The organism is Halapricum hydrolyticum (genome assembly GCF_025517535.1).
Lineage (GTDB): Archaea > Halobacteriota > Halobacteria > Halobacteriales > Haloarculaceae > Halapricum > Halapricum hydrolyticum.
Map to the genome: position 1 here is coordinate 12645 of NZ_JAOPKC010000020.1, position 26025 is coordinate 38669.

Consider the following 26025-nt stretch of genomic DNA (forward strand, 5'->3'; position numbering starts at 1 on the left):
AGTGTTCTGTTCAGGTCACGACCGCACATTCGCTAAAAAGTATCCGTCCGGGCCTATTTTCACCTAACAGCTCGGGCTGCGATCGGTCAGTCGGACCGCCAGACACCAAGGTTGAAGCAAAATGAAAAGCTTCGGAAACGTGGTCACGGGGGGTGTCTCGAATTATTCGACAGACAATAACGGGGTAGCTTAGGTAATCAGGGGTGTGTAGCGCACGAAATGTTTGAGAGCCTGGTCCTACAGTCACTAACTCCAGACGAGGTAGCGGACAGGGGTATCGTCAGACACAAGCGATGGGAGTTGTCGAACTAAGAGAGAGAATCTCCCCGCACCGGCCCCGGCGTGGGTGGAAGCCCTCCCACCACTGCAGGCAGGACCTGCGAAACCACCCGGAGTGCGGGGCCAAGGCGCGAAATGGCGAAGCATCGTACACCCAAAGTTGCAGGGGTGTGGAATCGGAGACGGTGCATAGCGTCGTCAAGAACCGTGAAATTGGCCAGACCAGTGTAAATTAATTCTGAATTTGCTGGTGCGGATGCATCGTACAGGTCTCTGAGCGGGCTTGATCATTGCACTCATTCGGGCCAAAGTAGCCGGCAAGTCCTCCGATCACAAATCCGGATAGATGGCCTCCGTTGATCCACTCTGGAGTGAAGTATGGTCCGGTGACGATATCAAAGACTACCGACACAAGGGCTATTACCCCAAAAAACAGTGCAACCTTTTCAACCAGATCCATGTCGTCATGTTCCAGAGTGAAGTGCGTGAATGAATAACCTGCAAGAGCATAGATGATTCCGCTGGCTCCATAGAAGGCCAGTTGACTGTCTGAGAATAGCCACAGTGAAGCAGTCCCGGAGACGATTGTAGCATACCCTGTTACAATTATAAAGGCGGAGTAAGCCTTCCAGTTCCAGTGCTTTTCAACGGGAATTCCGTAGAGGAGAGCAAACAGTACACTGGCGAGAAAATGCTGGAGACCCTTGTGTAACACGGGTGAGAGGGGCCATGCCACCCACGGATGTACAGCAAAAATCCCGGTAGCGAAGATACGAACACTGTTAGATTTTGTGAGGAGAGCAGCTCCTAATAACTCACCAACAAATACCACTCCTATGACGATGATGAGAACCTGAGTGACCGGTGACTGTGCTTCCGTGTACTCTCGGACAATAGCGTCCAACACACTCAAGTCAAGGGTTCTGTTCACATCCCAATTCTCGCTACCAGTGGACAAAAAATTGCCAGTCCATTATGATAAACAGAGAAACCAACTACAGTATCTCTCTCTATATCGACACCCATTATGCTCTCTTTGTCTTCTGTAGCTCCGCAAGGTCGGCGGCGAGGTCGTCCACACTGTCTCGCTGCAGTTGGAGAGAGTCCCGAGTTGTAAAACAAAACTACAGAGATAGCTACTCATTTTGCAGAGATTGGACCGATAACTGGAGTGATAACGGATGTTCGGTTCCGAGTTCTCAGACAAGTCGGAAGTGGCTATCCAAGAATGTTAGTCTCAGTTAGACACTGCTCAACCCCTCGAAGTGACGGAAAATGGTCCTGTGGGATCAATAAACATCTGGTTGAGGCCGGTTTTTATATACTTGTCACGCGTCAACCCGGAGGTGTCCACTACTCGTTCAGCGAGATATTCGACTTGGCTTGCGCAACGCGTTAATTCTCGACTTGATGCCCTTGCTGAGGCCGCTGAGGAAGGTCGGAGTCTTCGGGATGCATACGACTCAGAACTAACGAGTCACGGAAATAGCGAAGAGAAAATCGCCCGAAGCCACGAAGGACGAGAACTCATTGAGTTGATCCAGAATGCCCGCGACGCGATTGATCCGACTGGCCCTGGACAAGTCTATGTTGGAATTCTCGATGAAGGAATTTTGGTAGCGAACACAGGCGAACCGTTCGATTTGCTTGATGAAGATACGGAACGAGCAGTGAAAATGATCGGTGAGTCCAACAAGACAGATCAGGAGACTGATGAGGAAGCGGGTGTTGATATGGACTCAGATTCTGTCGGCCATATTGGTGTTGGACTCAAGTCAACTGTCGCAGTGGGCGATGATTTTGAGGTCTGGTCGCGGCTTCCAGAGGACGAAGAGCCATTACGAGTCAGATACAGTCGTGCATATATTACAGCGGCTGTGGCAGCACGGTTCGGGAATGACCTTCCTGCCGAATTAGATTTCACAGATGGCTTGGTTGGGGCCTTTGCTGAAGCCGCTGAGAATGGACTGTTCAAGCCACATCCTCAGTTCAAATCCGATCCAATTGATCCGAAAGACGACCTAGGCAAAGCGCCACTGTTCTGGTTCCCGTGGCCACTTGATCCGGCAGACTCTGGCCCATCGAACACAACGCTCGCAAGCCGAGCGAATCAGTTGCTGACTGCACCACAGGAGACCCTTTCTCAGTTTGCAGAGCCTCCGTCAGTCCCGTTTCGGACGGCAGTTTTTGTTGAGTACAGAGACGACATGTGGCGCTCATTGCTATCAGCATTCGATATCCCGACCCCGATTAAGTCACCAGATAGTCCGTCTGAACGGGCTGACGAACTGTGGGAGAAACTATCGCATCACGGCGATCGATCAGAAGGGTTTGACCCGGAAACACTGATCAACCTCGGAAAGATTGAAGATCTGTATCTTGAGCGGATCTCTAAAGATACGACAATTGAAACGGAACACTGGAGCGCGTGCGAGACGGAACCAGAGCATACTGTTCCTGATGAGGGCGTGAACCACCGCCGATTCGATGTTGATATTAAAACAGACAGTGGAACTCAGACGCTAACATACGACAGTTACGCAGCGACATGGGATGGGGTAGAAACCACGCGACCGCGAGTCATAGTTGAGCGACCACGAGTGAGTGCAGATGGGACTGCTCGAACCACCTATCCGTTACATCTCTACTATCCCATTTCAGCCACGGAAGATGCTCTTCCAGTCTGTTTCCACGGCCGGCTTCGAGTTACGACAGAGCGAAAAGACTTGAGTCGGGGAAGTGCCGATCACAATCGGCGTGTCCTCAAACACGGAGCAGAACTATTCGGACGAATCGCGGCCGGAACAGCTACATTAGCCCTTGATCGAGAAACAGCCGATCATTGGAGTCGGTATCCGTGGGTATTACTTCCGGATTCAGACAAGAATCCGGATCGGGTTCCCGAATCTCCAAAGGATACAACTGACCTCATCGCTCACTTCCGGCAGCAGATACTCAAGGTACTACAGGAGACACCGACAGTTCCCACGTTGAGCGGACCTGCAACTGTCGATAGCACTACAGTATATCCCTCGGCGGATAACTTCAAAGCAATCGCAGCAGCATCCGAGATAACAGAAGCCTCTGAAACAAAAGCACCGACACCGGACTCTCATCAAATCCCGACACCGGAAACGCTCCGTGCGGCGTTGAAGTTACAGTCACAAGGAAGTAATGCGGAACGGCAACGACAGCAGTGGGAAGCGTTCGTTGGGGAAGACCGAGCAACGGAAACACTGAAAGAATGGGCACGATGGCTAAATACCATTCTTGCTGTAGACGAGGCTAAATCATCGGAGAAGAGAACTCCGACGCGGGTTGTTGACATTCGCCGTGGCCAGGAGATGTTCGCCGGAGTGGTCGAGCTGATCGACAAGGCCGCTACTGAGCTGGATACATCGATCTCAACCATACTTGAAAAAGAGTGGTTGACCGGCACCCTACCAGGAGTGTATCTGCTTCCCTGTGAGCAGGCCGATAGTGATGAGACAGTTGAACTTGTACCGATCGAACCAAGCCCGAGTGGCCAAATTGAGCGAGGAGCACGATCAACACGGACAGTACTGTGGGGATTAGATCGTGAGGAACTGCCGTTCTCATACCCGCCAGAACACGGCCAATTCGACGTTTTCTTTTTAGATCAAGAATCGCAGCGCGGTCAAGCGACAGATGTGTTGCGAAAGGCTGGTAAAACCCGTACGTGGGGTGTCCGCGAATACACTGATTTCCCAAGTCTGTACGAAGCACTGCTTCAGACATTCAAGCCACCCACTCGGGACATTGACCTTGGAAGCCTTGCAGCTCTTGCAGACCTTGTCTCGAATATCGAGGTAGACTCGGAAGCTCTTGGCCAGTCAGAACTGTCTGTGGGGAACCAATCGCATTTCATCAAATCATTATCCAACACAGATCGGCGGTCAACATTACGACTTCGGCTCGGCATCCGGCGGTCATCAATTCGCAACCCCAAATTCCCGGAGATACCGCTGACTGACTTCTCACTGTCTGATACGTGGCAGCAGTCTCGACAACACGCGCTTCAAGCAGTTGATTCAATTGACGAAGATTCGGGCGGAACCGACGGTTCCTCGTGGGAAGCAACCGATGAATTCGCCTCGAACTCGTTTCCAGAACCGACACCCGACACCGCAACTTGGGAAGCGTTCCCTGGAACGGTAACAGATGATGAAACGCAGAAGAACTTGGCTCGTACCATCTCATTACTTGGCGTCAGCAGCCTGCCCGGTGTTCACTACCTGCCTCTTCACGGAGACACACACCCACGAGTCAACGAAGGGGTACCGAACTGGCATCCAGCAGAATGGACCGATGAAGAACTTCCACCATGGGCGGTGAATCACAGGGACAGTCTCCGCTCCGCAATCGCAGCCACTGACTACACCCCGTTCATTACGAGTTACAATTACCATCCCCGGAGCACAGTTAGTCACCTCGGATGTGAGAAGGCCCCAACGTCGGCGGAGGCATCAAAACAGCAATCGTATCTGATCGGATGGGCGTGGTTCGACCCGGCGCAGTTAGCCACACTTGAATCTAATCCGGACCGAGTTCGGACACTTCTTCATCGGTACAGTACGGAATACCGTCAGAATCTGCTCACCACGAAGTGGCACTGTCGTCGCTATAATGGCTGTTCCATGACTGATGCGACAGTCCCGACAGTCGCCAATCTTCAGTTACGGCAACTCCCGATCTGGAGCCCTATTGTCAAAATAACAGAAAGCCTCGAAGATAACAAGACGTGGGAATCAGAACGTGATCAGCTAAGTTTCGCTGTTATCGAAACAGACGGAGGGGGTCGAACTGGATGGCGGTTGTTCCCACACATAGACCCTGACGATGATGAAGTGATGGTCAGTGAATCGTTACTTGCTGATCTTGGTGTTGTCTCCCTTTCGGAATTGGATGTGACAGGTGCAGAGCATCGCCTGCAACGGGTACAAGCTGTATTGGCTGAAACTGAGGATTCCGACCTCACAGACGTATACGAGCCGGTTCCTCTCTCAATTCCATCCACTCAATTAGAAAATTGGAAGCGGGCATACTCACAACTACTACGACCGGTCCTTGATGCGTGGGATGCGCCAGACGACGATGCTGAAATCAACTCAGTATTGAACGAACTGTTGTCTACACTCACGCATATCCCCCTGAAGCGAAACGGTGAGTGGTATACGGCTTCGATCGAGTGGATCCGTGAGCATGGCGGAACAGCTGTCTGGCGATACCCGCGTGAAAACCCGACCCGATGGGTGAAAACAGCACTCTCAGAAGCCTATGAAGGTCAACCGGGATACCATTTTGAACATCCCGTTCAGCAAGCAGGGTTTGCCGAATTTTCCGAGACAGCACTAAGTATCCCATCGATTTCGGCCACAGAACCACACCTCTCCGCTGAACAATTCATCGAGCGAACCCGCCCCACGACAGAGGTCATTAACCGCTCGAAACTCCAGGAATGGACCGAGACACTTGAATCACGTCTTCCGTTGCTTCTGGCAACCATCTCCGCCCGGAGTCACGACCGCCTAGAGTCAGCGACGAAGACACTGCAGACCGGCATCAACACCATCGCTGTAATTGACCAGTTGCCTGCCGATATCCGAGCTGATCTCTCAGACCCACGCTCTGTCACGTACTACCTCCCAAAGGAATCTGACTCAACAGCCGACGACAACGATCAAAAAGGGATCGCTGTCGTTGCTTCAGAAATCGATACGCCGGCTATCGGAGACCTCACACAGGCCATCGCACTTCTAACACAGCAATTCGGGAATCTCGGGACGATTCAGTCCGTGTTAGAGGCCGATGAGTACATGCAGGCACGCCGCCGACTCGAAGGCACGTATCCGGTTGAGGACGCCGAACAGTTCCTTGAAGAACGACGCCGAACCAATCTCCGAACACGATTCGAACTCGCCGCCGATTTACTTGATTGGCTCGGATATCCCCGTCCATCGGTCGAAGGAGCCGCAAAACAACTCCTGGAACACTCAGAGCAAGATACTGATTTTGAAAAGCTCGGTGATGTTATCCGTAGTGACACTAACCTTTCCCACATACCGGATGAACTCCAAACATATCTTGAGCGTTGCCGCGACGTTGACCAGCCAATACGAGAGGCTCTCGCGTTGCTTTTCAACCCCGGCCCCGATGGCATTGCAACGATCCGTGAACACATCACGGCGCTCGAACCGGAAGACAGCAAGCAAAAACTGATCGAATGGTTCGCTGTTCATGCCCGCGACCTGCCCGGGAACTTCGTCACAAAACCAATAGCAGACCAGTGCAGTCGATTATCAAAAGCTGATGCAGTATGGGTAGAGACAGATGAGGAGTTCATTACCTCGCCTTCCGATTGGCACGACGCAATCGAGAACCAAGGAACGACCCTCACCTGGCACGAGCAATTACCAGAATATGCTGCCACCGAGAAATTCGGAACCTACTGGTTGGATCTCACCGTCAACGACCGCGTCACGGCACTGATTGATCGCTTTCATTCACAACTAACGAGTGAGATTCCGGATCAAACAGCCAACAAAGTCCGCGCCTATATCATCGACGGTGAGCCTCTACCAGCCCCGGCTGATTCTTCCCCGGATCACAAGGAACGTGCATTCGCGTCTGCAACAAACTATCTGCGCGAACACGATGTTACTTCACTCGCAATTCTCGATAACGACGAATCCATCGGCAGTGTCAATGCTGACACGCCGGAGCGAAGTCCATCCAGCGGCGGTACCGGTGGCGGTCCCGGGTCGTTCACCGGGCGTGGGGAACTCGCCGAAGTCGCGGTCACCCTCGAAATTCTGACCCGAACCGCTGCCTGGCTAAATACAGAATCAACACCTAAAGAGGCGCTTGTCAACCAGTTCAACTCACTGTACAGAATACAGACCGCCGACGGTGATGAAGCAGTTGATTATCAATGGCATACAGAACGTCGCTGGACCCGCGAACTCCGACCATTATTCAATCAGGAGACAGATCGCGTCATAACCGAATTCATCGACTGGCAATCATCAATTCCGACCGATGGATCACTCGCTGATCTCGCATCAGTTGCATTGCTGGACGTGTCCGGAGAACAAGGGCCCGGGTTCGACCTAATTGATCCCGTCACGCAAGATGGAACCGCGTTTTCACCGTGTCCAGTCGAAGTCAAATCCGTCGCAACCACTGAGCCGCCCTACAGCATCCGTCTCTCTACTAACGAATACCAGCAATGCAAAATACACGTCAGTCAATCCGACCACCCATACGTTCTCCGCATCGTCTACGTCCCATCTGACAATCCAACTATCGCGGCCTCAAAAGATGTCGCAACACACGAAATCACAACCGTTGATCAGCTCAAAGAACTCGTCGGCCACCCATTCGACATGCAAGTCAGGAGCGGTTACCTGCGGCCCACCCTCGACACAGAGTAAGGGCCGGTTCGGTTGTCTGTTTCGTCTGATTCTTGGGTGGTCGGACGTGGAGTGACATCGGAACTGAGCATCTGTGCTGAGTCAGGACTGTAATCCTGTCGGATAGCTAGTGGCGTCTTTCGTTGACGTGTACATGTGGGATTTATTGGTGTTTTCTCGATCTACGGGCCTTCTAAGACATCTAAATTCAAAATTAAAAGTGAGTCAAAGCACATAAGTACTTTCGAAATGGATGTGTGAGTGTGGCGCGTGAAATACGATTCGAGCTTGACGACGAACAGTTCGAGAAAATGAAAGAAATCAAAGAAGATCAAGGCCGGACTTGGGCTGGCCTGTTCGTAGCAGGCGTCAGAGAATTAGAAGGATCTGGCTCTAGCACTGAGCGGCTTGATGGTGTGAAGCACGATTGGGACGAAGATCAGCGAGTCTTCCCCGAGCCTGGTAATGATAGGTTAGGATCATTCAAGGCAGGGTGGACCAAGGCCGAGCAGGGAGAAGAGTTCGGTTCAAGGGCACTCAAAGGGCTGTCTTGGCATAACCTTGGATGGCGATTGGGTATGGTATTCGACGACACGCCAACCGAGCTGAAAGAGGAACTCTACCAGTGGTGCGTTGAACAGCAGAAGCAGACGAAGAAGTAGCAAAACAAGTGTAATGAGTTGTCAACTCTACTGAGACTGTAACATGACCTCCGATATTAAAACAGACCTGACAGAACTGACAAAAAATCAAAAAGGTGTCTTGAAAGTACTCGCTGACGCAGACGGTGAGACCCTAACTGGTCCCGAGGTGCGTGAACGGCTTCGAGAGGACTACGGCATTGACCTGACCATGCGCGGAATGAATGGTGTGATAAGGCGGAACTCAAACTACCCTCGCCATATGGTGGAAATAAAACTCTTTGAGCCAAGAGAGGATAATGTTGATTTCCGGCATGCCAAACACCGGCTTAAGCCGGAATACATCGATACGGTTCGTGAGCAGTTACAATAATATCACGACACTCTGAACCCGGGATAACTGTAGATTTAATTCCGAACGAGGGGTGTTTGCTGAGCGGTCACCGGTCGGATCGCCAAGGCTCTCTTAGTCAAAGTCGAGAACTTAGGAAACCCGGGGTGTGCCTTGTACGAGATGTTTGAGAACCAAGCCCCGATGACGCTAACTCTTAATTCCGGGTCTACGAAGGAACAGTCGGTGGCTATGATCTGTTTTTGGAACGCCAACCCAATCTACGAAGCCTCAACTGGAACACCAACGCCTACGAGAACAACCGCGAGGTGGCGCTGGTCTTGCACGGGGACGAGTCGGGTGCCTACTTCACGGAGTTGTTCGAGCGCGACTGGCGCGGCGGGATCACGCTGGTTCCGGTCGGAGCAGTGATAGTGGTTGCCGTGACAGTCGTGCCAGCAGGGATGCTCGGCCGACGGATCGAGTTCGCAGGGGAGGGGCGGTAGCTACTCTTCGTGGGGGAGCGACGCGGAGCTCTGCAGGTCGGAGTCGAGTTCGGCGTCGGCCATCTTCTCGACCAGCGCCTCGAGGATCGTCTCGCGCTTGCCGCGGACGAACTTGATCGACCCGACGACCAGGTGGCCGCCACCGCTGACGCCCGCACCGGGGAACTCCTCGCGAAGCTCCTCGACCATCTCGGGGATGTCCAGGCGCACGCCATCGCTTCGGAGCACGGCGAAGTCCGGCCCGTAGCCGATCGTGATGACCGGCTCGCCGGTCTCTTCGACCTTCCGGTCGTGGATCGCGCCGGTCGTCTTGCCCGGCGCGGGATAGGTGAATCGCCGGACGTGGTTCTCGACGTCGATCTTGTAGAGGTGCGCGTCGTTGGCGAGCCGTTCGTGTTCGACGTGGTCGCTCGCGTACTCGAGTTGCTGTTCGACGTCCCGTTCGGATCGGTCGGCGAGGAACGAGACGAGTTCCTCGTGGCGGTCACGGTCGTCGCAATCGACGTTGAGGACGTCGGTAATCAGCGGCCCGCCGTCGTCATAGCGGAGGTAGTTCGTCGCGTAATCCAGCGCTTCGCCGATCTCCCGGAGCTGCTCGCGGTCGTAGCCCTCTTCGCTCGCCAGATCGAGGTAGTCGGTCATGGCCTCCGCTTCCGAACGATCCGAGAGGCCGGCCACGGCCGGCACGTGACGGAGATCGTCGGTCAGATCGGGCGCGATCATCCGGGCGAGTTCGACACACAGCATGCCGGTCGTGATCCGGTAGTCCTCGCCGTGCAGGTAGGGGTTGACGTGGGCTTCCAGCAGCGGTTCGACGGCCTCGGGGTCGGGATGATGGTGATCGACGACGACGATCGGAATGTCGTAGTGAGCGAGGTTCTCGTAGGCAGGGACGTCTTCCTCCGTCGAGCCGTTGTCGAGCATGAGCACGAGCGGGAGCTTCTGTCCGTTGCGGCTCCGGTCTTCCAGCGCGAAGTTGAGGTCGCGAGTGACGTCCTCGAGTTCGTAGAAGGGGGCCTTGCTCGGCAGGCGCTTGAGCATGTGCCGGGCTGCATCAGAGTCCTCGTAGGTCTCCTCGACGAACCGTTCGAGCGCGAGCTGGAGGGGGACGCTCGCACAGATCCCGTCGCCGTCGGCGTGATGGCGCATCCGGATCGGTCGCCCTTCGAGGACCGTCTTGCGAAGCAGGTGTGCGACGTCCTGCAGGTCCTCGTAAAGCGGCTCGAAGGACTCCCACTCGACGAGGGGCTCGACGTCGTGTGGCTGGGCCGCCTCCTCGAGGGCCGCCTCGAGTCGCTCGCGGAACTGCTCGGCGGTGGCACCCTCGAGCCGGTCGAGCGATTCGACCTCGATCTGGACACCGCCGTTTCGTTCCTCGACGTGGCCGCTGAGCCGGACGACGTCGTCGAGTTCGATGTCCGGGTAGGCGCGGACGCCCGCGTCCTCGAAGGCCGCACACGGGACGACGCCGGTCTCGTCGCGCACCTGGAAGATCGTCGGCCCACCGGTCTGGTTGATCCCGACGACCGTGCCCTCCAGATGGACGGTCGCACCGACGTGCTCGTCGAGGTCGGCGACGGTCGTGCCCGCGCCGTACTCGACGGCCTCGGTGGTGTAGGTCGCGGGTGCGCGCTCGACGAAGCTCAGGTCGCCGTTCTCGCGCTCGTCGTCGAGTTCGACGATGAGCTTGTCGCCGACCTGGTAGTCGCCGAGCAGGTTCGACTCGTGGACCAGTCCCGAGACTTGATCGGAGATGTCGACGAAGACGCCGTAGTCGACGACGCCGTTGACAGTCGCGTGATAGAGTTCGCCGGCTTCGACCGCCTCGTGATCGCAACGAGGGTCGAGATCGTAGACCGTCGGCCCGGAATCGCCGTCGCCGGGCTCGGAATCGGATGCTGTCATATTGGAACAGACTCCGCTCTGTCGGGGTTTTAAGCTTTGGAAACGGTTCTCCACGTCCGTGAGCTGTCTGCTCATGGTGATTGCTGTAACGATTTCCCGGTTCGACCGCACGACGCCGTGCGATCGATCCGGAACAGACGTACAGTAATCACTATCAGGCCCACTCTGAGCGTTACAGCCGGCAGTCTCAGCCGGCTTCCCTCGAAGGGTTTAGAAGGAACCGTCCCCGAGACACGGGTATGCGGCTGTTCCGTAACTCGGGGATCATCGGCATCGCCGAGTCAGCACTCACGTTCGCGCTCGAAGCCTCCCGGGACAGCCATCCCAACGAGTACATGGGACTGCTCCGGGGCGAGGACGCACGCAAGCTCGGCCTCGAAGAGTCGGGGACGGTTCTGACGGACGTGCTGATCATCCCCGGGACGGAATCGAACCCCGTCAGCGCGACGGTCAAGACCAGCATGATCCCGAACGACATGCGCGCGGCGGGGTCGGTCCACTCACATCCAAACGGCGTCCTCCGGCCCAGCGACGCCGACCTCGCCACCTTCACCAAGGGCGACGTACACATCATCGTCGGCGCACCCTACGAGCGCGACGACTGGCAGGCGTTCGATCGGGAAGGTGAACCGATCGATCTCCCGGTGCTGGACGTCGATCCGCCCGAAGAGGAGTTCTTCGATTTCACCCAGGAAGACATCGACCGCGAGCTCATGCCCAGCGAAGAGGACGACCGCGGCGGGTGGTTGTTTTGACGCGGGTCGTCGCCCAGGGCACCTTCGACATTCTTCATCCCGGCCACCTGCACTATCTGCAGGAAGCGGCGGCCTTCGGATCCGAGTTGCACGTCATCGTCGCACGCCGGGAGAACGTCACCCACAAGGACCCGCCGATCGTCCCGGATCGCCAGCGACAGACGATGGTCGAGGCGCTCGATCCCGTCGACGAGGCGCATCTCGGACACACCGAGGACATCTTCGTGCCGATCGAACGGATCGAGCCCGACGTGATCGTGCTCGGTCACGACCAGCACCACGACGAAGCCGCTATCTCGGACGCGCTCGCGACCCGCGGGATCGACTGTGCGGTCGAACGGGTGAGTGCGCTCGAATCGTCGTCCGACGAGCGACTCCTCTCTACGGGTCAGATCATCGACCGGATCGTACAGCGGCGGTGCTAAGCGGCGCGAATCGGTCGGCGGTACTGAACGGTGCGAATCGGCGGGTAGCGACGGCAAGGAGATCCGGTCACACGGCACTGTCGATACTGAGACCGGCCTCGGTCCGCTCGATATCGACTCTCTGGGGCAGTTCCTCCGGTGAAGTCGGCGTCAGCACGAGCAACTGCTGTTCGTCGGTCTCGACCCACTCCTCCCCGGATTCGGAGTCCCAGGCAAAGGGTGCCCAGCAGCCGGTCTCGAACCGCTCCCAGATGTCAGCCTCTCCGTAGTAGTTGCCGTCGCTACCCACGTACACCGCTCGCGTTCGGCTCATCGTCGTCGCACCTCCACCACGTCGAGTCCGCGCCGATGGGCCTGAACCATTCTCTTTCCCCCAACAGAACTGTTGTTGGCTACCTGTGATCGGTTCACGTGCTTATCGAGAAGCACTTTTATTGTTCTGCGACCGCGTCCTCGACGAGTTTCTCGACGCCGTCGCGAATGTGCCTCGAGAGGGTCTGTGGCGTCACGCCGAACTCCGCCGAGAGGTCCTCGAGCGTCGCCTGACTGGGCGTCTCGAAGTAGCCGCGGTCGTAGGCCAGCACCAGGGCCTCGCGCTGTCGGCCCGTGAGTTTTCTCTGCGGGTTTTTAGCGGCGCGTTCGACGTACAGTCGCTCGACGTTGACCCGATCGGCGATGGCGCTCGCTTCCCGGCGAAACTCCCGGAGCGCGTCCCGCGACGGAAACCGGGCCTGAAGATGCAGCCCGTCCGCGTCGCGTCTGGCTTCGATAACCGTGACGTCGAGTTTCCGAAAGAGGGGAAACACGAGCGGCTGCTCGGGTGGGAACCAGCGAGTTCGAACGCAGTAGAGTGCCTTCTCGCCGGTCTCCGTGACGACGTACCGTTCTGTGACGGTCCCGTCAGCCGCAAGCGCCGCGTCGAACGCGTCGAGGTCGTCTCCCGAGCACCACAGGAAGAAGACGTACTGCCTGTTCCCGTCCTGATCGCTGACGTAGTGGAAGTCCCCTAACTTCGCCTCGACACCGTGGTCGACGCCGAACGTCTCTTCGAAGAGGATGAGGTTCTCGTGGAGTCGCACCACCCCGACAACACTCATATCGCAGATATGTGTGCGGGAATGTATATTTCTGGTGGACGCCAGCCAAGATAGCGCCCCCGTCCGGCGACGTTCTAGATCCGCGATGCGTACGGCTCTCGACAGTCCCTTCGAGAAAACATCTGCGACCCCGAAACAGCGAAATGCGTCGCGTGATCAGGACGTGCGACTACAGCAGGTCCGCCTCGGCCAGTCGCTCGACGCCCTCGCGGAGTCGCTCCTTGCTCGCCGCATACGAGAGTCGGACGTAGCCAGGCGTGCCGAACGGGCTGCCCGGAACCGTCGCGACCTGTGCCTGTTCGACGGCCTCCTCGGCCCAGGCCTGATCGTCCTCGCGAACCGGGAGCATGATGTAGAACGCGCCTTCCGGGACGGGCACGTCCTTGCCGTGCTCGGCAAATAGGTCCACGAGCATGTCCCGGCGCTCCTCGAAGGCGTCGCGCATCTCGACGATCTCTTCGTCAACCGCTTCGAGGGCCGTGACGCCGGCGTGCTGGACGAAGTTGACCGCACACGTCACCGAGTGGCTGTGCAGTTTCCCGGCCTGTTCGACGATCGATTCGGGGGCGGCGAAATAGCCCAGCCGCCAGCCAGTCATGGCGTAGGCCTTCGAGAAGCCGTTGAGCGTGATCGTCCGGTCCTCCATCCCCTCCAGGGTGCCGAGGCTGATCGGCTCGGCGTCGTCGTAGGTAATCTCCTTGTAGATCTCGTCGGAGATCACGGCGAAGTCGTGCTCGACGGCCAGATCTCGGACCCCTTCCAGGGCGTCCCGGGAGTAGACCGATCCGTGAGGATTGCCCGGGGAGTTGACCACGAGCAGTTCGGTGTCGTCGCTGACCGTCTCGGCCAGCTCCGCGAGTGCGGGTTCGAGATCGAAGTCGTGAGCGGCGGTGTCGACGCGGGCCAGCGAGCCGCCGGCGAGTTTCGCCATCGCCTCGTAGGAGACCCACGCCGGATCGAGCAGGACGACCTCATCCCCGTCGTCGATGATGGTCTGGAAGACCTCGTAGAGGGCCTGCTTGCCGCCGGGCGTGACGATGACGTTCTCGGTTCCGTACTGGGTGAGCCCGTCGTCGTGCAGTTTCTCGACGATGGCCTCCTTGAGTTCTGGAATACCGTTCGAGGATGTGTAGCCGACGTGGCCGGCGTCCATCGCGTCCTTGGCGGCCTGTTTGATCGGTTCGGGCGTGTCGAAGTCGGGCTCGCCGACCGAGAGGTCGACGACGTCTTTGCCCTCGGCTTCGAGTTCGGCGGCGAGATTCGAGATGGCGATCGTCGCGGACGGTTCGACGCGCTGGACGCGGTCTGCGAACGTTGGTTCGTAGCTCATGGTTGGGATTCTGAAACGGGTGTGTCGCTCACGATTGGAGTTCGGCAACGATATCGATGGCGCTCTCGACGGCCTCGCGTCCCTTGTGGGTGCGGGCCGCGGCTTCGTCCTGGCTCATGCCCGGGCCGATGACCCCGAGCGTGACCGGCGTGTCTCGATCGAGGCTCACGTCGGTGAGCCCTCCTGCAGCGGCGTGGCCGATGACCTGATCGTGGTCGGTGTCCCCGGAGATGATGACCCCGAGCGTGACAACGGCGTCGACGTCGTCGCGACGGGCGAGCCGGTCGGCCGCCAGCGGGATGTCGTACGCGCCGGGAACCTCCAGCGTCTCGACGATCTCCGCGCCACGCTCGTCGGCGGCCTCCCGAGCCGACGCTTCCATCTCCGAAAGTACCGCTCCGTGCTTGTCGTACTGGCCGATCACCAGCCCGAGCCTGACCATACCTGCGGGGTCGGAGCCGTCGGTGAAAGATGTACCGTTCCACTTCGGGGACGACTGTCGTCGGGATCGGAAGACTTCTATCCGCTCGCGCCACGCATCCGGGCATGTCCGACGCCCCGCCGGACGCACGCGTCCCGTCTTCGTCACCGACCCCACACCCGGTCGTCGCCCGTCTTCGCGAGTACGACACCGTCCTCCTCGGCGTCGCAGTCGTCGCCCTCCTCGCGCTGGCCGCTCGCCTGATCGCGCTCGGCGCACGCCCGGCGCACTGGGACGAGGCCCGTGTCGCATACTGGGCGCTGTATGCCCAGGAAGAGGGTCACTTCGCGTATCGGTCGATCGTCCACGGCCCCTTCATCCAGCACGTCGATCGCTGGCTGTTCGGGCTGCTCGGTCCGAACGACTTCGTGATGCGGCTTCCCGTGGCGCTGATCGGCGGGCTGTTGCCGCTCGCTGCACTGTTGTTCCGGGATCACCTCCGGGACGCAGAGACCGTTGCGCTCTCGCTGTTCCTGGCGTTCAACCCCGTGTTGCTGTACTACTCGCGGTTCATGCGCAGCGACGTCCTGGTCGGAGCCTTCGCCTTCGTCGCGCTCGGAATGATCGTCCGGCTACTCGAACGGCGACGAGTGCGATATCTCTACGGCGCGGCGCTCTGTCTCGCACTCGCGGTCGCCTCGAAGGAGAACTCGCTGCTGTACCTCCTCACCTGGCTCGGCGCGGGCGTGCTCGTGGCCGATCGGGCACTCGACCGACCGGGGTCGAACCGGACCGGGATCGATCGGCTTGGAGCGCTGGCGACGACCGGTCGCCTGTACGCCCGGCGGGCGAAGACCCAGCTAGACACGCGAAAGCGCGTGGGCGTGTACGCGTTGCACGCCCTCGGAGCACTGGCGGTGTTCGCGCTCGTCTGGCTGTTCATGTTCGCGCCGCGCGGGGACGGGCTCGAAGGGTTGCTCACCGGGGCCAGCGAGGCGGAGACCGTCGGGCTGGGCGAGGCGATGAGCGACCCGACGAAGTGGGGGCCACTGCTCGATGCGACCGTCGAGCAGTTCCGCGGCGAATACCTCGCCTGGGGTGGCAAGACCGGCGGGTTGACCTTCGAGGACTACCAGGATCGGCTGGGTGGCGCCCTCAGAGACGGACTGATCGGCACGTCGGCCCCGCTTGTGTTCTTCGCGATAGCCGGGTTCGTCCGCGAGCGCTACGCCGTCGCCGAGGGGCGCGTGCTGGTGTTCTTCCTGTTCTACGCCGGCGCGGCGTCGATCGTGGGCTACCCGCTCGGACTGTCGATCGGCGGAGGCTGGAAGTGGAACAACGTCCACGTCCTGCTGCCGCTGTCGATCCCGGCCGCCGTCGGCCTCGCGACGATCTATCGCTGGGGGAGAGAGGCCTACCAGGAAGACGAACCGATCGACGTCGGCCTGACAGCGCTGATCCTCGTGATGGTCGTCGCGACGGTGGCCTGGAGCGGGGCGACGCACGTCTATCTCAACCCCTCCCACGAGAGCAACGACCTCGTCCAGTTCGGCCAGCCCTACGATGATCTCGACCCGGTCGTCGAAGAATTACAGGCGGCAGCGCCGGGTGAGAACCCCGACGTGCTGGTCTACGGCAACGCCAGCGAGGACGCGTCGATCGTCGGACCCGTCCACTCCGGGCGAGCCTGGAACGTCCGACCCGTCTGTACCGACTTCGGGAAGTTCCTCCCGATGCAATGGTATCTGGCATCGACAGGTACGAACGCGAGTTGCGCCAGAGAGCCGGCCGGATTGCGCGAGCGCGTCGAACAGGATCGGCCGCCAGTCGTGATCACCCGGCTGGGCGACGACAGCGTCCCGACCGCCTGGCTGGAAGATAACTACGAGGACCGTGGAACGTTCAGCCTGCGGTATCGCGAGGGGGCGACGCCGACGATCCAGGTCTACGTCCGGAAGTGATCGGTCGGCGACGGCAACCCATATATCCCCGGCCGAACAGGGTGGCGGTATGGACGCGGGTCGGAACGTGTCGAAGCCCTCTTTCCGTGCGCGGGTGGCGGGAGCGCTCCGCGGTCGTGATCCGCTCGTCTTCGCAGTGGTCGCGATCGCGATCGCGGCACTCCTGGCGCGGCTGTTCTGGCTCGGCTATCGGACGGCGCACTGGGACGAGGCACGGGTCGCCTACTGGATCCTCCGCTACGAGGAGACCGGCGCGTTCGTCTACCGGTCGATCATCCACGGGCCGTTCGTCCACCACGCGACTCGGCCGCTGTTCGCGCTGTTCGGCCCGACTGACTTCTACGCGCGGCTTCCGGTCGCGCTGGTCGGGGGCTTCCTGCCGCTGTCGGCGCTGCTGTTTCGGGAACACCTCCGGGACCACGAGACGGTGTTTCTGGCACTGCTGCTGGCGCTGAACCCGATCCTGCTGTACTACTCTCGCTTTCTCCGCAGTGACGTGCTGGTCGCCGCGTTCATGCTCACGGCGCTGGGCTTTCTCGTCCGGACCTACGACACCCGTGACGGCCGGTATCTCTACCCCGCCGCGCTCTTTCTCGGATTCGGGATCGCCTCCAAGGAGAACGCACTCATCTACGTGCTGACGTGGCTCGGTGCCGGCGCGCTGCTGCTCGATACCGCGCTGTTCCGGCCGCGGACGGATCCCAGCGGGGCCGCGTTGCTCCGGCGACAGATCGGCTCGGTGCGGGCCGGAATTCGTCCGGGAACCGACGTGCGTCCCATCGTGGCGAGCGGACGCGCCCGTCTCCGGGCAGTGGTCGATCGGCTCCCGGACGCAGCCGCTCGGCCGCTTTCGGGGCTCGCGGCCAGGGCTGCGAGCGGCGTGGCAGTAGTCGCGTCGTTCGCGAGTCGGGTTCGACGCGCCGTCTCGTCGGCCGTCGCGGTGCTCCCGAGGCCCCTTCGGAACCCGATCGGAGCCCTCTATAGAACGGTCGCGTGGGCGGTTCGCCGTCTCGTAGTCGTGACGGTGTCGCTGCTGGGTGGGCTCCCGCTCCACGTCGTCGGAGCCGCGGTCCTGCTGGGCGGGGTCTGGCTGTTCACGTTCGCGCCCCGGGGAGCGGCCGTCGACCACTACCCAGTCTCGGGGTCGGCAGTGGGATCGGTCACGCTCGGGGACGCGATATCGAACCCGCTCGTCTTTCCGGACCTCGTCGAGAACACCTGGGACTACTGGTACAGCGAGTATCCGACGTGGTCGGACAAGGCACTCTCGAGCGGAGAGGACTCGTCGCTGCTGGATCGATACCTGGAGTTCGCACCGCAGTACTTCGACGTCCTGAAACGCCACGCGTTGCCGACGCTGCTGTTCGCGGGGCTCGGGTTCCTCTACGAGCGCTACGGCCGCGAGAGCTCGCGGAACCTAGTCCTGTTCGGCACCTACGCCGGCGTCGCGTCGGTGATCGGCTACCCGCTGGGGCTCGATATCTTCGGGCCGTGGAACGCCGCCCACCCGGCCGTCGTGTTGACGATTCCCGCAGCCGCAGGGCTGGGAGCGTTCTACCGCTGGGGCCGCAACGCCGCGACCGACCGTGACGCAGTCACGCCCGTTCTCGTCGCGCTGTTGCTCGTGGTCGTCTTCGGACACGTCGTCGCGACGGCGGTTGGCGCGGCGTACGTCCACGACACCGACGCCGAGGAGAACGACCTGATCCAGTACGGCCAGCCGGCCGGCGACATGCGCTACGACCTCCAGGCCATCGATCGGATCGCTGCCGAAAACGACGGGACGGACGTCCTCCTGTTCGGCAATTATTTCGTCGGGAACGGCGAGAGCGAGTACTTCTTCCCCGCCTGCATGGGTACCTCACAGTGGTTCGACGGGCTCCCGCTGCCCTGGTATCTCCACGCCGCCGGCGCGGACGTGACCTGCATTCAGACCTCGACCGAACTCGGACCAGTCAGCGGAGATCCGCCACCGGTTATCATCACGCGCGAGCGATCGGTTCCCGTCCTCACCCAGCAACTCGAGGGGATCGACGGCTACGAGTACACCGTCTACGAACTCCGCACGCACGGCACCGAGACGGCGATCCTGATCGACCCGTCGGCACTGAAGCAGTGAAGACAACGCTTTTAGCGACCCGAGGGATAGCCGCGAGTACATGACGACGCTTCCAGGCCCGACACTGGGGGTCGTCGGAGCTGGCCAGCTCGGGCGGATGCTCGCCGAAGCCGCGGCGCCGCTCGGCGTCGAGGTGGCCGTCTCCGACCCGACCGAGGACGCCCCGGCCGCACCGGTCGCTCGCGAGCAACTCGTCGGCGGATTCGACGACCGGGAGACGTTCCGGCGACTCGCCGAACGCGTGGACGTGCTGACCTTCGAGATCGAACTCGTCGATCCCGAACTGCTGCAGGCGGTCAGCGAGGAGACCAACACGCCCGTCCATCCCAACCCGGAGACGCTATCGCTGATCGAAGACAAACTCGTCCAGAAGCGACGGATGGAGGCAGCCGGGGTTCCCGTCCCGCCGTTTCGTGCCGTCGAGAAGGCAGCCGACGTCTACGAGGCAGCCGAAGAGCTGGGGTATCCGCTCATGCTCAAAGCGCGGATGGGTGGCTACGACGGGCGGGGCAACGTCGCCATCGAGGACGCAAGCGACGTCGAACCCGCACTGGAGCAGGTTGCCGGCCCCGCGATGGTCGAGGGGTTCGTCGACTACGAGCGCGAACTCGCGATCATGGGCGTCAAAGGCGACGGCGAGATCGACACGTTCCCCGTCACCGAGACGATCCACCGCGAGGAGATCCTCCGGGAGACGGTCGCGCCCGCTCGCACCGACGAGGGGACGATCGAGCGCGCCGAGGGGATCGCCCACGACGTGCTCGCGGAGATGTCGGGACGCGGCGTCTACGGGATCGAACTCTTCGAAGGTTCCGACGGGGACATCCTGCTTAACGAGATCGCCCCGCGACCACACAACTCGGGTCACTGGACGATCGAGGGGTGTGTGACTTCCCAGTTCGAGCAGCACGTCCGAGCCGTCCTGGGCTGGCCGCTGGGCTCGACCGAACGGCGGTGTCCGACAGTGTCGGCGAACATCCTGGGTGACGTCGGACGGCAGAAAGCGACGCTGTACAACGTCGATCGCGCCCTGGAGGCCGACGGCTGTCACCTCCACTACTACGGCAAAGACGAGGTGTACGAACTCCGGAAGATGGGCCATCTCACCCGGACCGGAGCTGACGGCGCCGATCCGACGGAATTGCTCGAAGCGACGCGTGCCGTCCGGGATGAGTTGACGTTCGACGACGCGGCGGAGTGAACCGCTCGGAGGGCTCCCCGAGCCGAAACAGGGGTTCCGAAGCCGAAACCGTCATACGACCGTATCGGCAAGGACGGCCAGATGCAGTGTGACAAGTGCAGCGCCGAGGCGGTGATGCACGCCGCCTACTCCGGGCTCCATCTCTGTGCGGATCATTTCACCCGGAGCGTCGAAAAGCGGGTTCGGCGACGAATCCGGGAGGACGGACTCGTGCCCGACGACGCCACACCCGAGGATCCGGCGACGTGGGTGATCGGCCTCTCCGGCGGGAAAGACAGCGTCGTCCTCACGCAGATCTTACACGATACCTTCGCGATGGACCCGCGGATCGAGCTGGTCGCGCTCTCCATCCACGAGGGGATCGAGGGCTATCGAGACAAGAGTCTGGACGCCTGCGAAGCGTTGACCGCTTCGCTGGACATCCGACACGAGACGGTTAGCTACGCCGAGGAGTTCGGCGTGCGGATGGACGACGTCGCCGAGGACGACCCCGAGAACATGGCCCCCTGTGCGTACTGTGGGGTGTTCCGTCGGGACCTCCTGTCGCGGTACGCCGAGGCGTTCGACGCCGACCTCATGCTGACCGGTCACAACCTCGACGACGAGGCCGAGACCGCGCTGATGAACTTCCTCGAGGGCGACGTCGAGCAGATCGCAAAACACTTCGACGCCAGCCTCGGCCCGCTGGACGAGCGAACCGAACAGGACCATCACGTTCCGCGCGCGAAGCCACTTCGGGACGTCCCGGAGAAAGAAGTCGCGCTGTACGCACAGCTCGAAGACCTGCCGGCACACATCACCGAATGCCCCCACGCCGAGGAGGCCTTCCGCGGTGAGATTCAGCGACTGATGCTCGATCTCGAAGAGGACCATCCCGGGACGCGCCACTCGATCATGTCCGGCTACGAGGAGCTCGCCGCGCTGGCCGCCGACGCCTACGGCGGTGGTCGCCAGAGCTACGGCGAGTGCGAGCGCTGTGGCGCGCCGACCGCACGAGACATCTGTCGGAAGTGCGCGCTGGTCGAGGCACTGGAAGAGCCGGAGTAGTCGTTCGAAAAATCGGAACTGGTACAGTCGCTGGGAAAGAGCGGAGACCGTCGTTCGAAAAAGCGGAACCGGCACGCCGTACCACCCCTTGATGGACGGCGTGTGCACGCGCCGACGTCGTTGTCGTCGATCGATTCCGAACCGACCGCACGCGTCGCGGTCGGGACGGATCAGTCGTCGGTTCGGACGACGTCCAGACCGTTGTTTCGCTCGAGGTTGCTGCGACCACCGTCGGTCTCGCCGAAGCCGGCCGAGCTGCTCTCGACGTTCCGGCTCGCGTCGAAGTCGATCTCCTCGGGGTCACTGATAGCCTGTCGTGACTTATCGGCCTGCTTCTGGGTCGTCGGACCGAGCACCTGGGCGCTCTGGACGCCGGTCATGATCGCCATGACTCGCACCTTGCCCTTGTACTCTTCCTGGATCCGGGCGCCCCAGATGACGTTGGCACTCGCTTCGAGACGGTCGGTGATTTTCTCGGCGATTCCCTCGGCTTCCTTGAGAGTGAGGTCGGGGCCGCCGGTGATGTGGACCAGACCGCCGCTGGCGCCGCGATAGTCGACGTCGAGCAGCGGATGGTTCATCGCGTCTTTGACGACCTCGTCTGTCTTGTTTTTATCCTGGGTCTCCCCGACCAACATCACGGCGACGCCGCCCTGGTTCATGATCGCGGTCATGTCCGCGTAGTCCAGGTTGATCAGCGACGGCTGCGTGATGGTCTCGGAGATGCCCTTCACTGTCTCGGCGATGATCTGGTCCATCACCGAGAAGGCCTTCCCGATGGGAAGGTTCGGCACGTAATCCAGCAGACGGTTGTTGTCGAGGACGATGATCGAGTCGGCCTCGTTGCGAAGGTTCTCCAGACCTTCCTCGGCTTTGACGGTTCGAGCGCGCTCGACGTTGAACGGCGTCGACACCATGCCGACGACGATCGCGCCCTGCTCTTTGGCGATTTTCGAGACGACGGGAGCCGCACCGGTTCCCGTGCCACCGCCCATTCCGGCGGTCACGAACACGAGATCCGCGTCGCCGAGGATCTCCTTGATCGTGCCCTGGGCCATCTCGGTGGCGCGTTCGCCCATCCCAGGGTCGCCACCAGCACCGAGCCCGTTGGTCAGGGATTTGCCGACCAGGATCTTCGTGTCGGCCTCGATCATCTGCAGGTGCTGCTTGTCGGTGTTCAGCGCGATGGTGTCGGCGCCGTCGACGCCGATGTTATAGAGCCGGTTGACCGTGTTGTTGCCCGCGCCGCCACAGCCGACGATGACGATCCGCGGGTCGCCGAACTCGCTTCCGTCCGCGTCGTCGATCGATCGCTGCTCGGCTTCCTCGTGTTCGAGGGCCTCTTTGACGATGTCCTGCATCGTTACACCTTCGCCCAGGTCCGGCGCTTACGTTTTTCAGAGGGGCGCTCCTTCTCGGTGCCCTCTTCGTTGATCATCTCGCGGACGGCCGACCGGATCGCCTCACTCCGGTTGGGGTACTCCCCCGTCTCGACCATTCGCTCGACTTCCTCGATCTGCTGTTTCGGGATCCGTAGTGTCACACGCTCCATGTTTGTCGTTCCCCTTTGGGTAAGACGGTGGTGAACTCGCGTCCACGCTGCGTTTACACAGCGGAACCGCACGACAGCGGCGCGATGGCCGAAGTCGCGCCCGCTATGTAAGACGACCGTCTTACGCAACAAGTACCACAGACCAAGGGATAATAAAGGTTAGGGTTAGCGTATGACACTTCTGCGTTTACGCGATCACAGGCCGTTTACCATTCGTTTTCGGAGTTTTACGAGTTGTCGAGCACGTCGGCAGCGGGGGTGCGTCGCCCGCAGCTGGGGCAGAACGCCCAGTCTGAGCGGAGTTCGTCGCCGCACTCACAGAAGACCCGGTGGGACGCTTTCTCTCCGCAGTTCGGGCAGTAAACGTCAGACGGCGACAGGGTTTCGCCGCATTGTGCGCACGTGTTACGCTGGTCGTCGCCGTCGGAAGCGTCTGTCTTACGCTCGGAATCGTCGCGAGTCGCCTCCGTGTGTGACGCCTCTGGTTCCGTGTCGGCGTCGGCCCCGTCGACAGAGATGTTGACGTTGATATCCTGGGGCTGACGGGGCGTAAACGTCCGTTCGAGGCGTTCGGCGACGAGCGCGTCGACGCGTTCGGCGACGAGTTCGTCGAGGCTGTCTGTCTCATCAGACACGGAGTCCGATCGCGGAGATTCGACGGACGGTTCGGCCGACGTCTCGTCGAGATACGTGCGCAACGCCTCACGCATGATCTCGCTCTTGGAGGCGTCGAACTCCTCGAGTTGGGCGATGAGGTCTTCGTCCGCACGGAACGTGATCTTGCTCATCCGACTCGTCATACACGTTGTCAGCCAAACTATTTCAATCTTCCCGAGCGTCTGACGGGCGTCATTCGATCCACTCGTCAGGTTCGAAACCGAGTGCCCAGCGGTGTCCACACTCGGGACATTCGATCTCGTAGGTGTCCGAGCGAAGCAGTCGAGAGTTGACGTCGATAGTGAGTTCGTCAGCTCGGTCGGCACAGTCGAGGTGAAAGCCCGTCTCGCATTCGTCGCAGCTGAGAGAACGACCGCCTAGGGCGAGTTTCTCGCCGCAGTATCGACACGACTCGAGCGCCTTCATCAGGTATATTTTCTCGTCACAACCGTATAACGATTGGCGTCAAGGCTCCGCCGTCCCCGGCCCGAATAATAATCCTTAAGTCTCCCAGGCGGACTACGTTCAGGTGCGACCGCCCTTAGCTCAGACTGGTAGAGCAGTCGACTGTAGATCGACTTGTCTCCCGTTCAAATCGGGGAGGGCGGACTTGTTCTGTCGACGCAATGCGTCGACTGACAAGTGTATCACTCTCCGATTCGAGCAGACGAGTCACAGCCCGGAACGGCCGAGCGGAGCGAGGTCGCACGCCCGGACTGTCTCGGCGAGTTCAAATCGGGGAGGGCGGACTACGAGACTCGAACGGCGTGAGAGTCTCGGAAAAGCGAGCGGCGAAGCCGCGAGCATTCGCCTGCGAACGACGTGAGCGGTGAGAAGTCTCTCCGGGGCTATCTGGGGTCGGACGTCACAGGACAGTTATGGCGAAGAATCGGCAGACGTGGCGGCCATAAACAGTCGGCTCCTTTTTTATCGCTGTGGCGCGTGTGTCCAGATGAAGGGTCGCGATGGGTGTCCTCGATCGTGCGGCGCGGCTTGCCAGAGGCGACAGCGAGCCGCATCCATATCGATGTATGTCCTGCGGGGCTGATCTCTCGGTCCAGTACCACTCCTGTCCGGAGTGCGGTGGCTACGACATTCGAGCGGCGAAGTGGGTCGACGAGTGAGTATTACGGGTCGAACCAGATGGCGAGTGATTAGCCATACGTCGTGCGGTTAGGGTGCTAAATTTGACAGGAGTTTCAGCAATAAACATGCGCAAAATGATAGTAATCCCGGAAACATCTATGTGTTTTCTTACACTTGTCGGACAGAGGTGTGACGCTCGCGGGAACTGCACCACTCCGGATCAGATATCCCCTGTCTGGGACCTGCAGACGCGTCCACGCGAAACAGTACCGGAACCGAACGGCGTGACTCGTTCGAGCGCGGTGACGAGGACGGACCGACAAATCGAAAACGGGAGGGGTCGAAGACCCTGGGAGTGAATCGCAGCCAGTTCATCGCCGTGGTGGTCGTCGTCCTGAGCGTCGCCGGTCTCGCGATCGCGGCAGCGACGGTCTCGACGCCGTCGAGTTCCGCGCCAGGGACTGGCCTCGGGGACGATCCGGGAGACTCGGGCGGGGGAGAGAGCCAGCAATCATCGTCTTCGGCTACGGGCAGCAGCGGAAACGAGGATCTTTTCGTGTCTCTTGGGGTACTCCTCTTCAGCGTTGCGGCGCTCGTCACACTCTACATAGTCGTGCGGGGACTCACCGCCCGCCGGGCCGCGATCGGCGTCCTCGTGATCGCAGTCATCGCCCTCGCGAGTCTCCTCACGTTGTCGCTGCTCATGGACACGGTCCCGGCACCGGGCGGGGACGGTCCCCCGGCACCCAACGAATCGGACCGTGACGGAGCTGGTGAGGGGGGCCGAACGCCGACCGAATCGCCACAGCAACGCACCGACGTACCGCCGAGCGTGCTCGGCGCGTTCGGGCTTGTGATGCTCGTCCTCGTCGGTGCGATCTACCGGTATTCCGGCAGTGACAGCGATATTGGAGTCGAAGCGGAGGGAGACGAGTCCGAAGAGCCGTCGTCGGTCCAGGCCGTCGGAGAGGCGGCCGGGAGAGCCGCCGACCGGCTCGACGCGGACACGGATCTCGAAAACGCGATCTACCGGGCCTGGCGAGAGATGACCGACGCGCTGGACGTTCGGAGCCCGCGAACGACGACGCCCGAAGAGTTCGCTGACGTCGCTGTCGAAGCCGGGATGTCCCGCGAGGACGTCCGGGAGTTGACGCGGCTGTTTGAGGAAGTCCGGTACGGCGACGCAGAGCCGACACTGGAGCGCGAGCAGCGGGCACAGGATGCGTTGCGGCGCATACAGCAAGCATACGCAGAGGAGGACCCGAATGAGTGACCACAT

20 protein-coding genes, 1 tRNA gene and 1 pseudogene are annotated in these 26025 nt (G+C 60.4%); 12 read left to right on the forward strand and 10 right to left on the reverse strand.

The features are described 5' to 3' along the window. Positions 1-511 precede the first annotated feature (511 nt). On the reverse strand, positions 512-1210 hold the full coding sequence (locus OB916_RS13565) for a rhomboid family intramembrane serine protease (protein WP_315909833.1): 699 nt from the start codon (positions 1208-1210) through the stop codon (positions 512-514). A gap of 604 nt (positions 1211-1814) precedes the next feature. Between OB916_RS13565 and OB916_RS13570 the strand changes: the two genes are divergently transcribed. From OB916_RS13570 to OB916_RS13585, 4 genes are all read left to right on the forward strand, one after another. Next, the gene (locus OB916_RS13570; RefSeq protein ID WP_315909834.1) at positions 1815-7733 is read left to right on the forward strand and encodes a hypothetical protein; all 5919 of its coding nucleotides are present in this window, start codon (positions 1815-1817) and stop codon (positions 7731-7733) included. Between the two features lie 242 nt (positions 7734-7975). Next, a complete protein-coding gene (locus tag OB916_RS13575; protein WP_315909835.1) occupies positions 7976-8374 on the forward strand; it encodes a hypothetical protein in 399 nt (132 codons plus the stop codon). A 43-nt stretch (positions 8375-8417) separates the two neighbouring features. Continuing rightward, entirely contained in the window at positions 8418-8726 is a 309-nt protein-coding gene (locus OB916_RS13580) for a hypothetical protein (RefSeq protein WP_315909836.1), read from the forward strand. A gap of 221 nt (positions 8727-8947) precedes the next feature. Further along, the gene (locus OB916_RS13585) at positions 8948-9190 is read left to right on the forward strand and encodes a hypothetical protein (RefSeq protein ID WP_315909837.1); all 243 of its coding nucleotides are present in this window, start codon (positions 8948-8950) and stop codon (positions 9188-9190) included. On the opposite strand, the gene OB916_RS13590 is transcribed toward OB916_RS13585, so the two are convergent. Beyond that, complete coding sequence (locus OB916_RS13590; protein WP_315909838.1) at positions 9191-11095, reverse strand: DHH family phosphoesterase; 1905 nt, start codon at positions 11093-11095, stop codon at positions 9191-9193. Between the two features lie 239 nt (positions 11096-11334). Between OB916_RS13590 and OB916_RS13595 the strand changes: the two genes are divergently transcribed. Together OB916_RS13595 and OB916_RS13600 are read left to right on the forward strand one after the other, a co-directional pair. Continuing rightward, entirely contained in the window at positions 11335-11850 is a 516-nt protein-coding gene (locus OB916_RS13595; RefSeq protein WP_315909839.1) for a Mov34/MPN/PAD-1 family protein, read from the forward strand. Beyond that, positions 11847-12275 carry an adenylyltransferase/cytidyltransferase family protein gene (locus OB916_RS13600; protein ID WP_315909840.1) on the forward strand — a complete coding sequence of 143 codons (429 nt, stop codon included), beginning with the start codon at positions 11847-11849 and terminating at the stop codon, positions 12273-12275. The genes OB916_RS13595 and OB916_RS13600 overlap by 4 nt, the downstream gene beginning before the upstream one ends. A gap of 67 nt (positions 12276-12342) precedes the next feature. Here OB916_RS13600 and OB916_RS13605 read toward each other — a convergent pair whose 3' ends face one another. The 4 genes from OB916_RS13605 to ribH all read right to left on the reverse strand — a co-directional run bounded on the left by OB916_RS13605 (position 12343) and on the right by ribH (position 15144). Continuing rightward, positions 12343-12588 carry a hypothetical protein gene (locus OB916_RS13605; RefSeq protein WP_315909841.1) on the reverse strand — a complete coding sequence of 82 codons (246 nt, stop codon included), beginning with the start codon at positions 12586-12588 and terminating at the stop codon, positions 12343-12345. A gap of 118 nt (positions 12589-12706) precedes the next feature. Continuing rightward, positions 12707-13372, reverse strand: coding sequence for a helix-turn-helix domain-containing protein (locus tag OB916_RS13610; protein WP_315909842.1), 666 nt, complete (start codon positions 13370-13372; stop codon positions 12707-12709). 169 nt (positions 13373-13541) lie between these two features. Beyond that, the gene (locus tag OB916_RS13615) at positions 13542-14702 is read right to left on the reverse strand and encodes a pyridoxal phosphate-dependent aminotransferase (protein ID WP_315909843.1); all 1161 of its coding nucleotides are present in this window, start codon (positions 14700-14702) and stop codon (positions 13542-13544) included. Between the two features lie 28 nt (positions 14703-14730). Then, on the reverse strand, positions 14731-15144 hold the full coding sequence (gene ribH / locus OB916_RS13620) for a 6,7-dimethyl-8-ribityllumazine synthase (protein WP_315909844.1): 414 nt from the start codon (positions 15142-15144) through the stop codon (positions 14731-14733). A 104-nt stretch (positions 15145-15248) separates the two neighbouring features. Here ribH and OB916_RS13625 point away from each other — a divergent pair, with 104 nt between their 5' ends. From OB916_RS13625 to ncsA, 4 genes and pseudogenes are all read left to right on the forward strand, one after another. Beyond that, entirely contained in the window at positions 15249-17084 is a 1836-nt protein-coding gene (locus tag OB916_RS13625) for a flippase activity-associated protein Agl23 (protein ID WP_315909845.1), read from the forward strand. A gap of 49 nt (positions 17085-17133) precedes the next feature. Continuing rightward, the gene (locus OB916_RS13630; RefSeq protein WP_315909846.1) at positions 17134-19203 is read left to right on the forward strand and encodes a flippase activity-associated protein Agl23; all 2070 of its coding nucleotides are present in this window, start codon (positions 17134-17136) and stop codon (positions 19201-19203) included. 37 nt (positions 19204-19240) lie between these two features. Continuing rightward, a pseudogene (locus tag OB916_RS13635) lies at positions 19241-20404 on the forward strand (5-(carboxyamino)imidazole ribonucleotide synthase); the annotation flags it as partial. Positions 20405-20485: 81 nt separating this feature from the next. After that, entirely contained in the window at positions 20486-21451 is a 966-nt protein-coding gene (gene ncsA / locus OB916_RS13640) for a tRNA 2-thiolation protein NcsA (RefSeq protein WP_315909848.1), read from the forward strand. A 170-nt stretch (positions 21452-21621) separates the two neighbouring features. On the opposite strand, the gene ftsZ is transcribed toward ncsA, so the two are convergent. The 4 genes from ftsZ to OB916_RS13660 form a co-directional block, all read right to left on the reverse strand. Beyond that, positions 21622-22812 (reverse strand): cell division protein FtsZ, encoded by a 1191-nt coding sequence (ftsZ, locus tag OB916_RS13645; RefSeq protein WP_315909849.1) that lies wholly within the window; start codon positions 22810-22812, stop codon positions 21622-21624. A gap of 2 nt (positions 22813-22814) precedes the next feature. Next, entirely contained in the window at positions 22815-23003 is a 189-nt protein-coding gene (locus OB916_RS13650) for a ribbon-helix-helix domain-containing protein (protein ID WP_229111001.1), read from the reverse strand. A gap of 227 nt (positions 23004-23230) precedes the next feature. Beyond that, a complete protein-coding gene (locus OB916_RS13655) occupies positions 23231-23791 on the reverse strand; it encodes a double zinc ribbon domain-containing protein (protein ID WP_315909850.1) in 561 nt (186 codons plus the stop codon). 61 nt (positions 23792-23852) lie between these two features. Continuing rightward, entirely contained in the window at positions 23853-24086 is a 234-nt protein-coding gene (locus OB916_RS13660) for a hypothetical protein (protein ID WP_315909851.1), read from the reverse strand. Positions 24087-24195: 109 nt separating this feature from the next. Between OB916_RS13660 and OB916_RS13665 the strand changes: the two genes are divergently transcribed. Continuing rightward, positions 24196-24269: transfer RNA gene (locus OB916_RS13665), tRNA-Tyr, on the forward strand. Between the two features lie 832 nt (positions 24270-25101). Next, entirely contained in the window at positions 25102-26019 is a 918-nt protein-coding gene (locus tag OB916_RS13670; protein WP_315909852.1) for a DUF4129 domain-containing protein, read from the forward strand. Positions 26020-26025 lie beyond the last annotated feature (6 nt).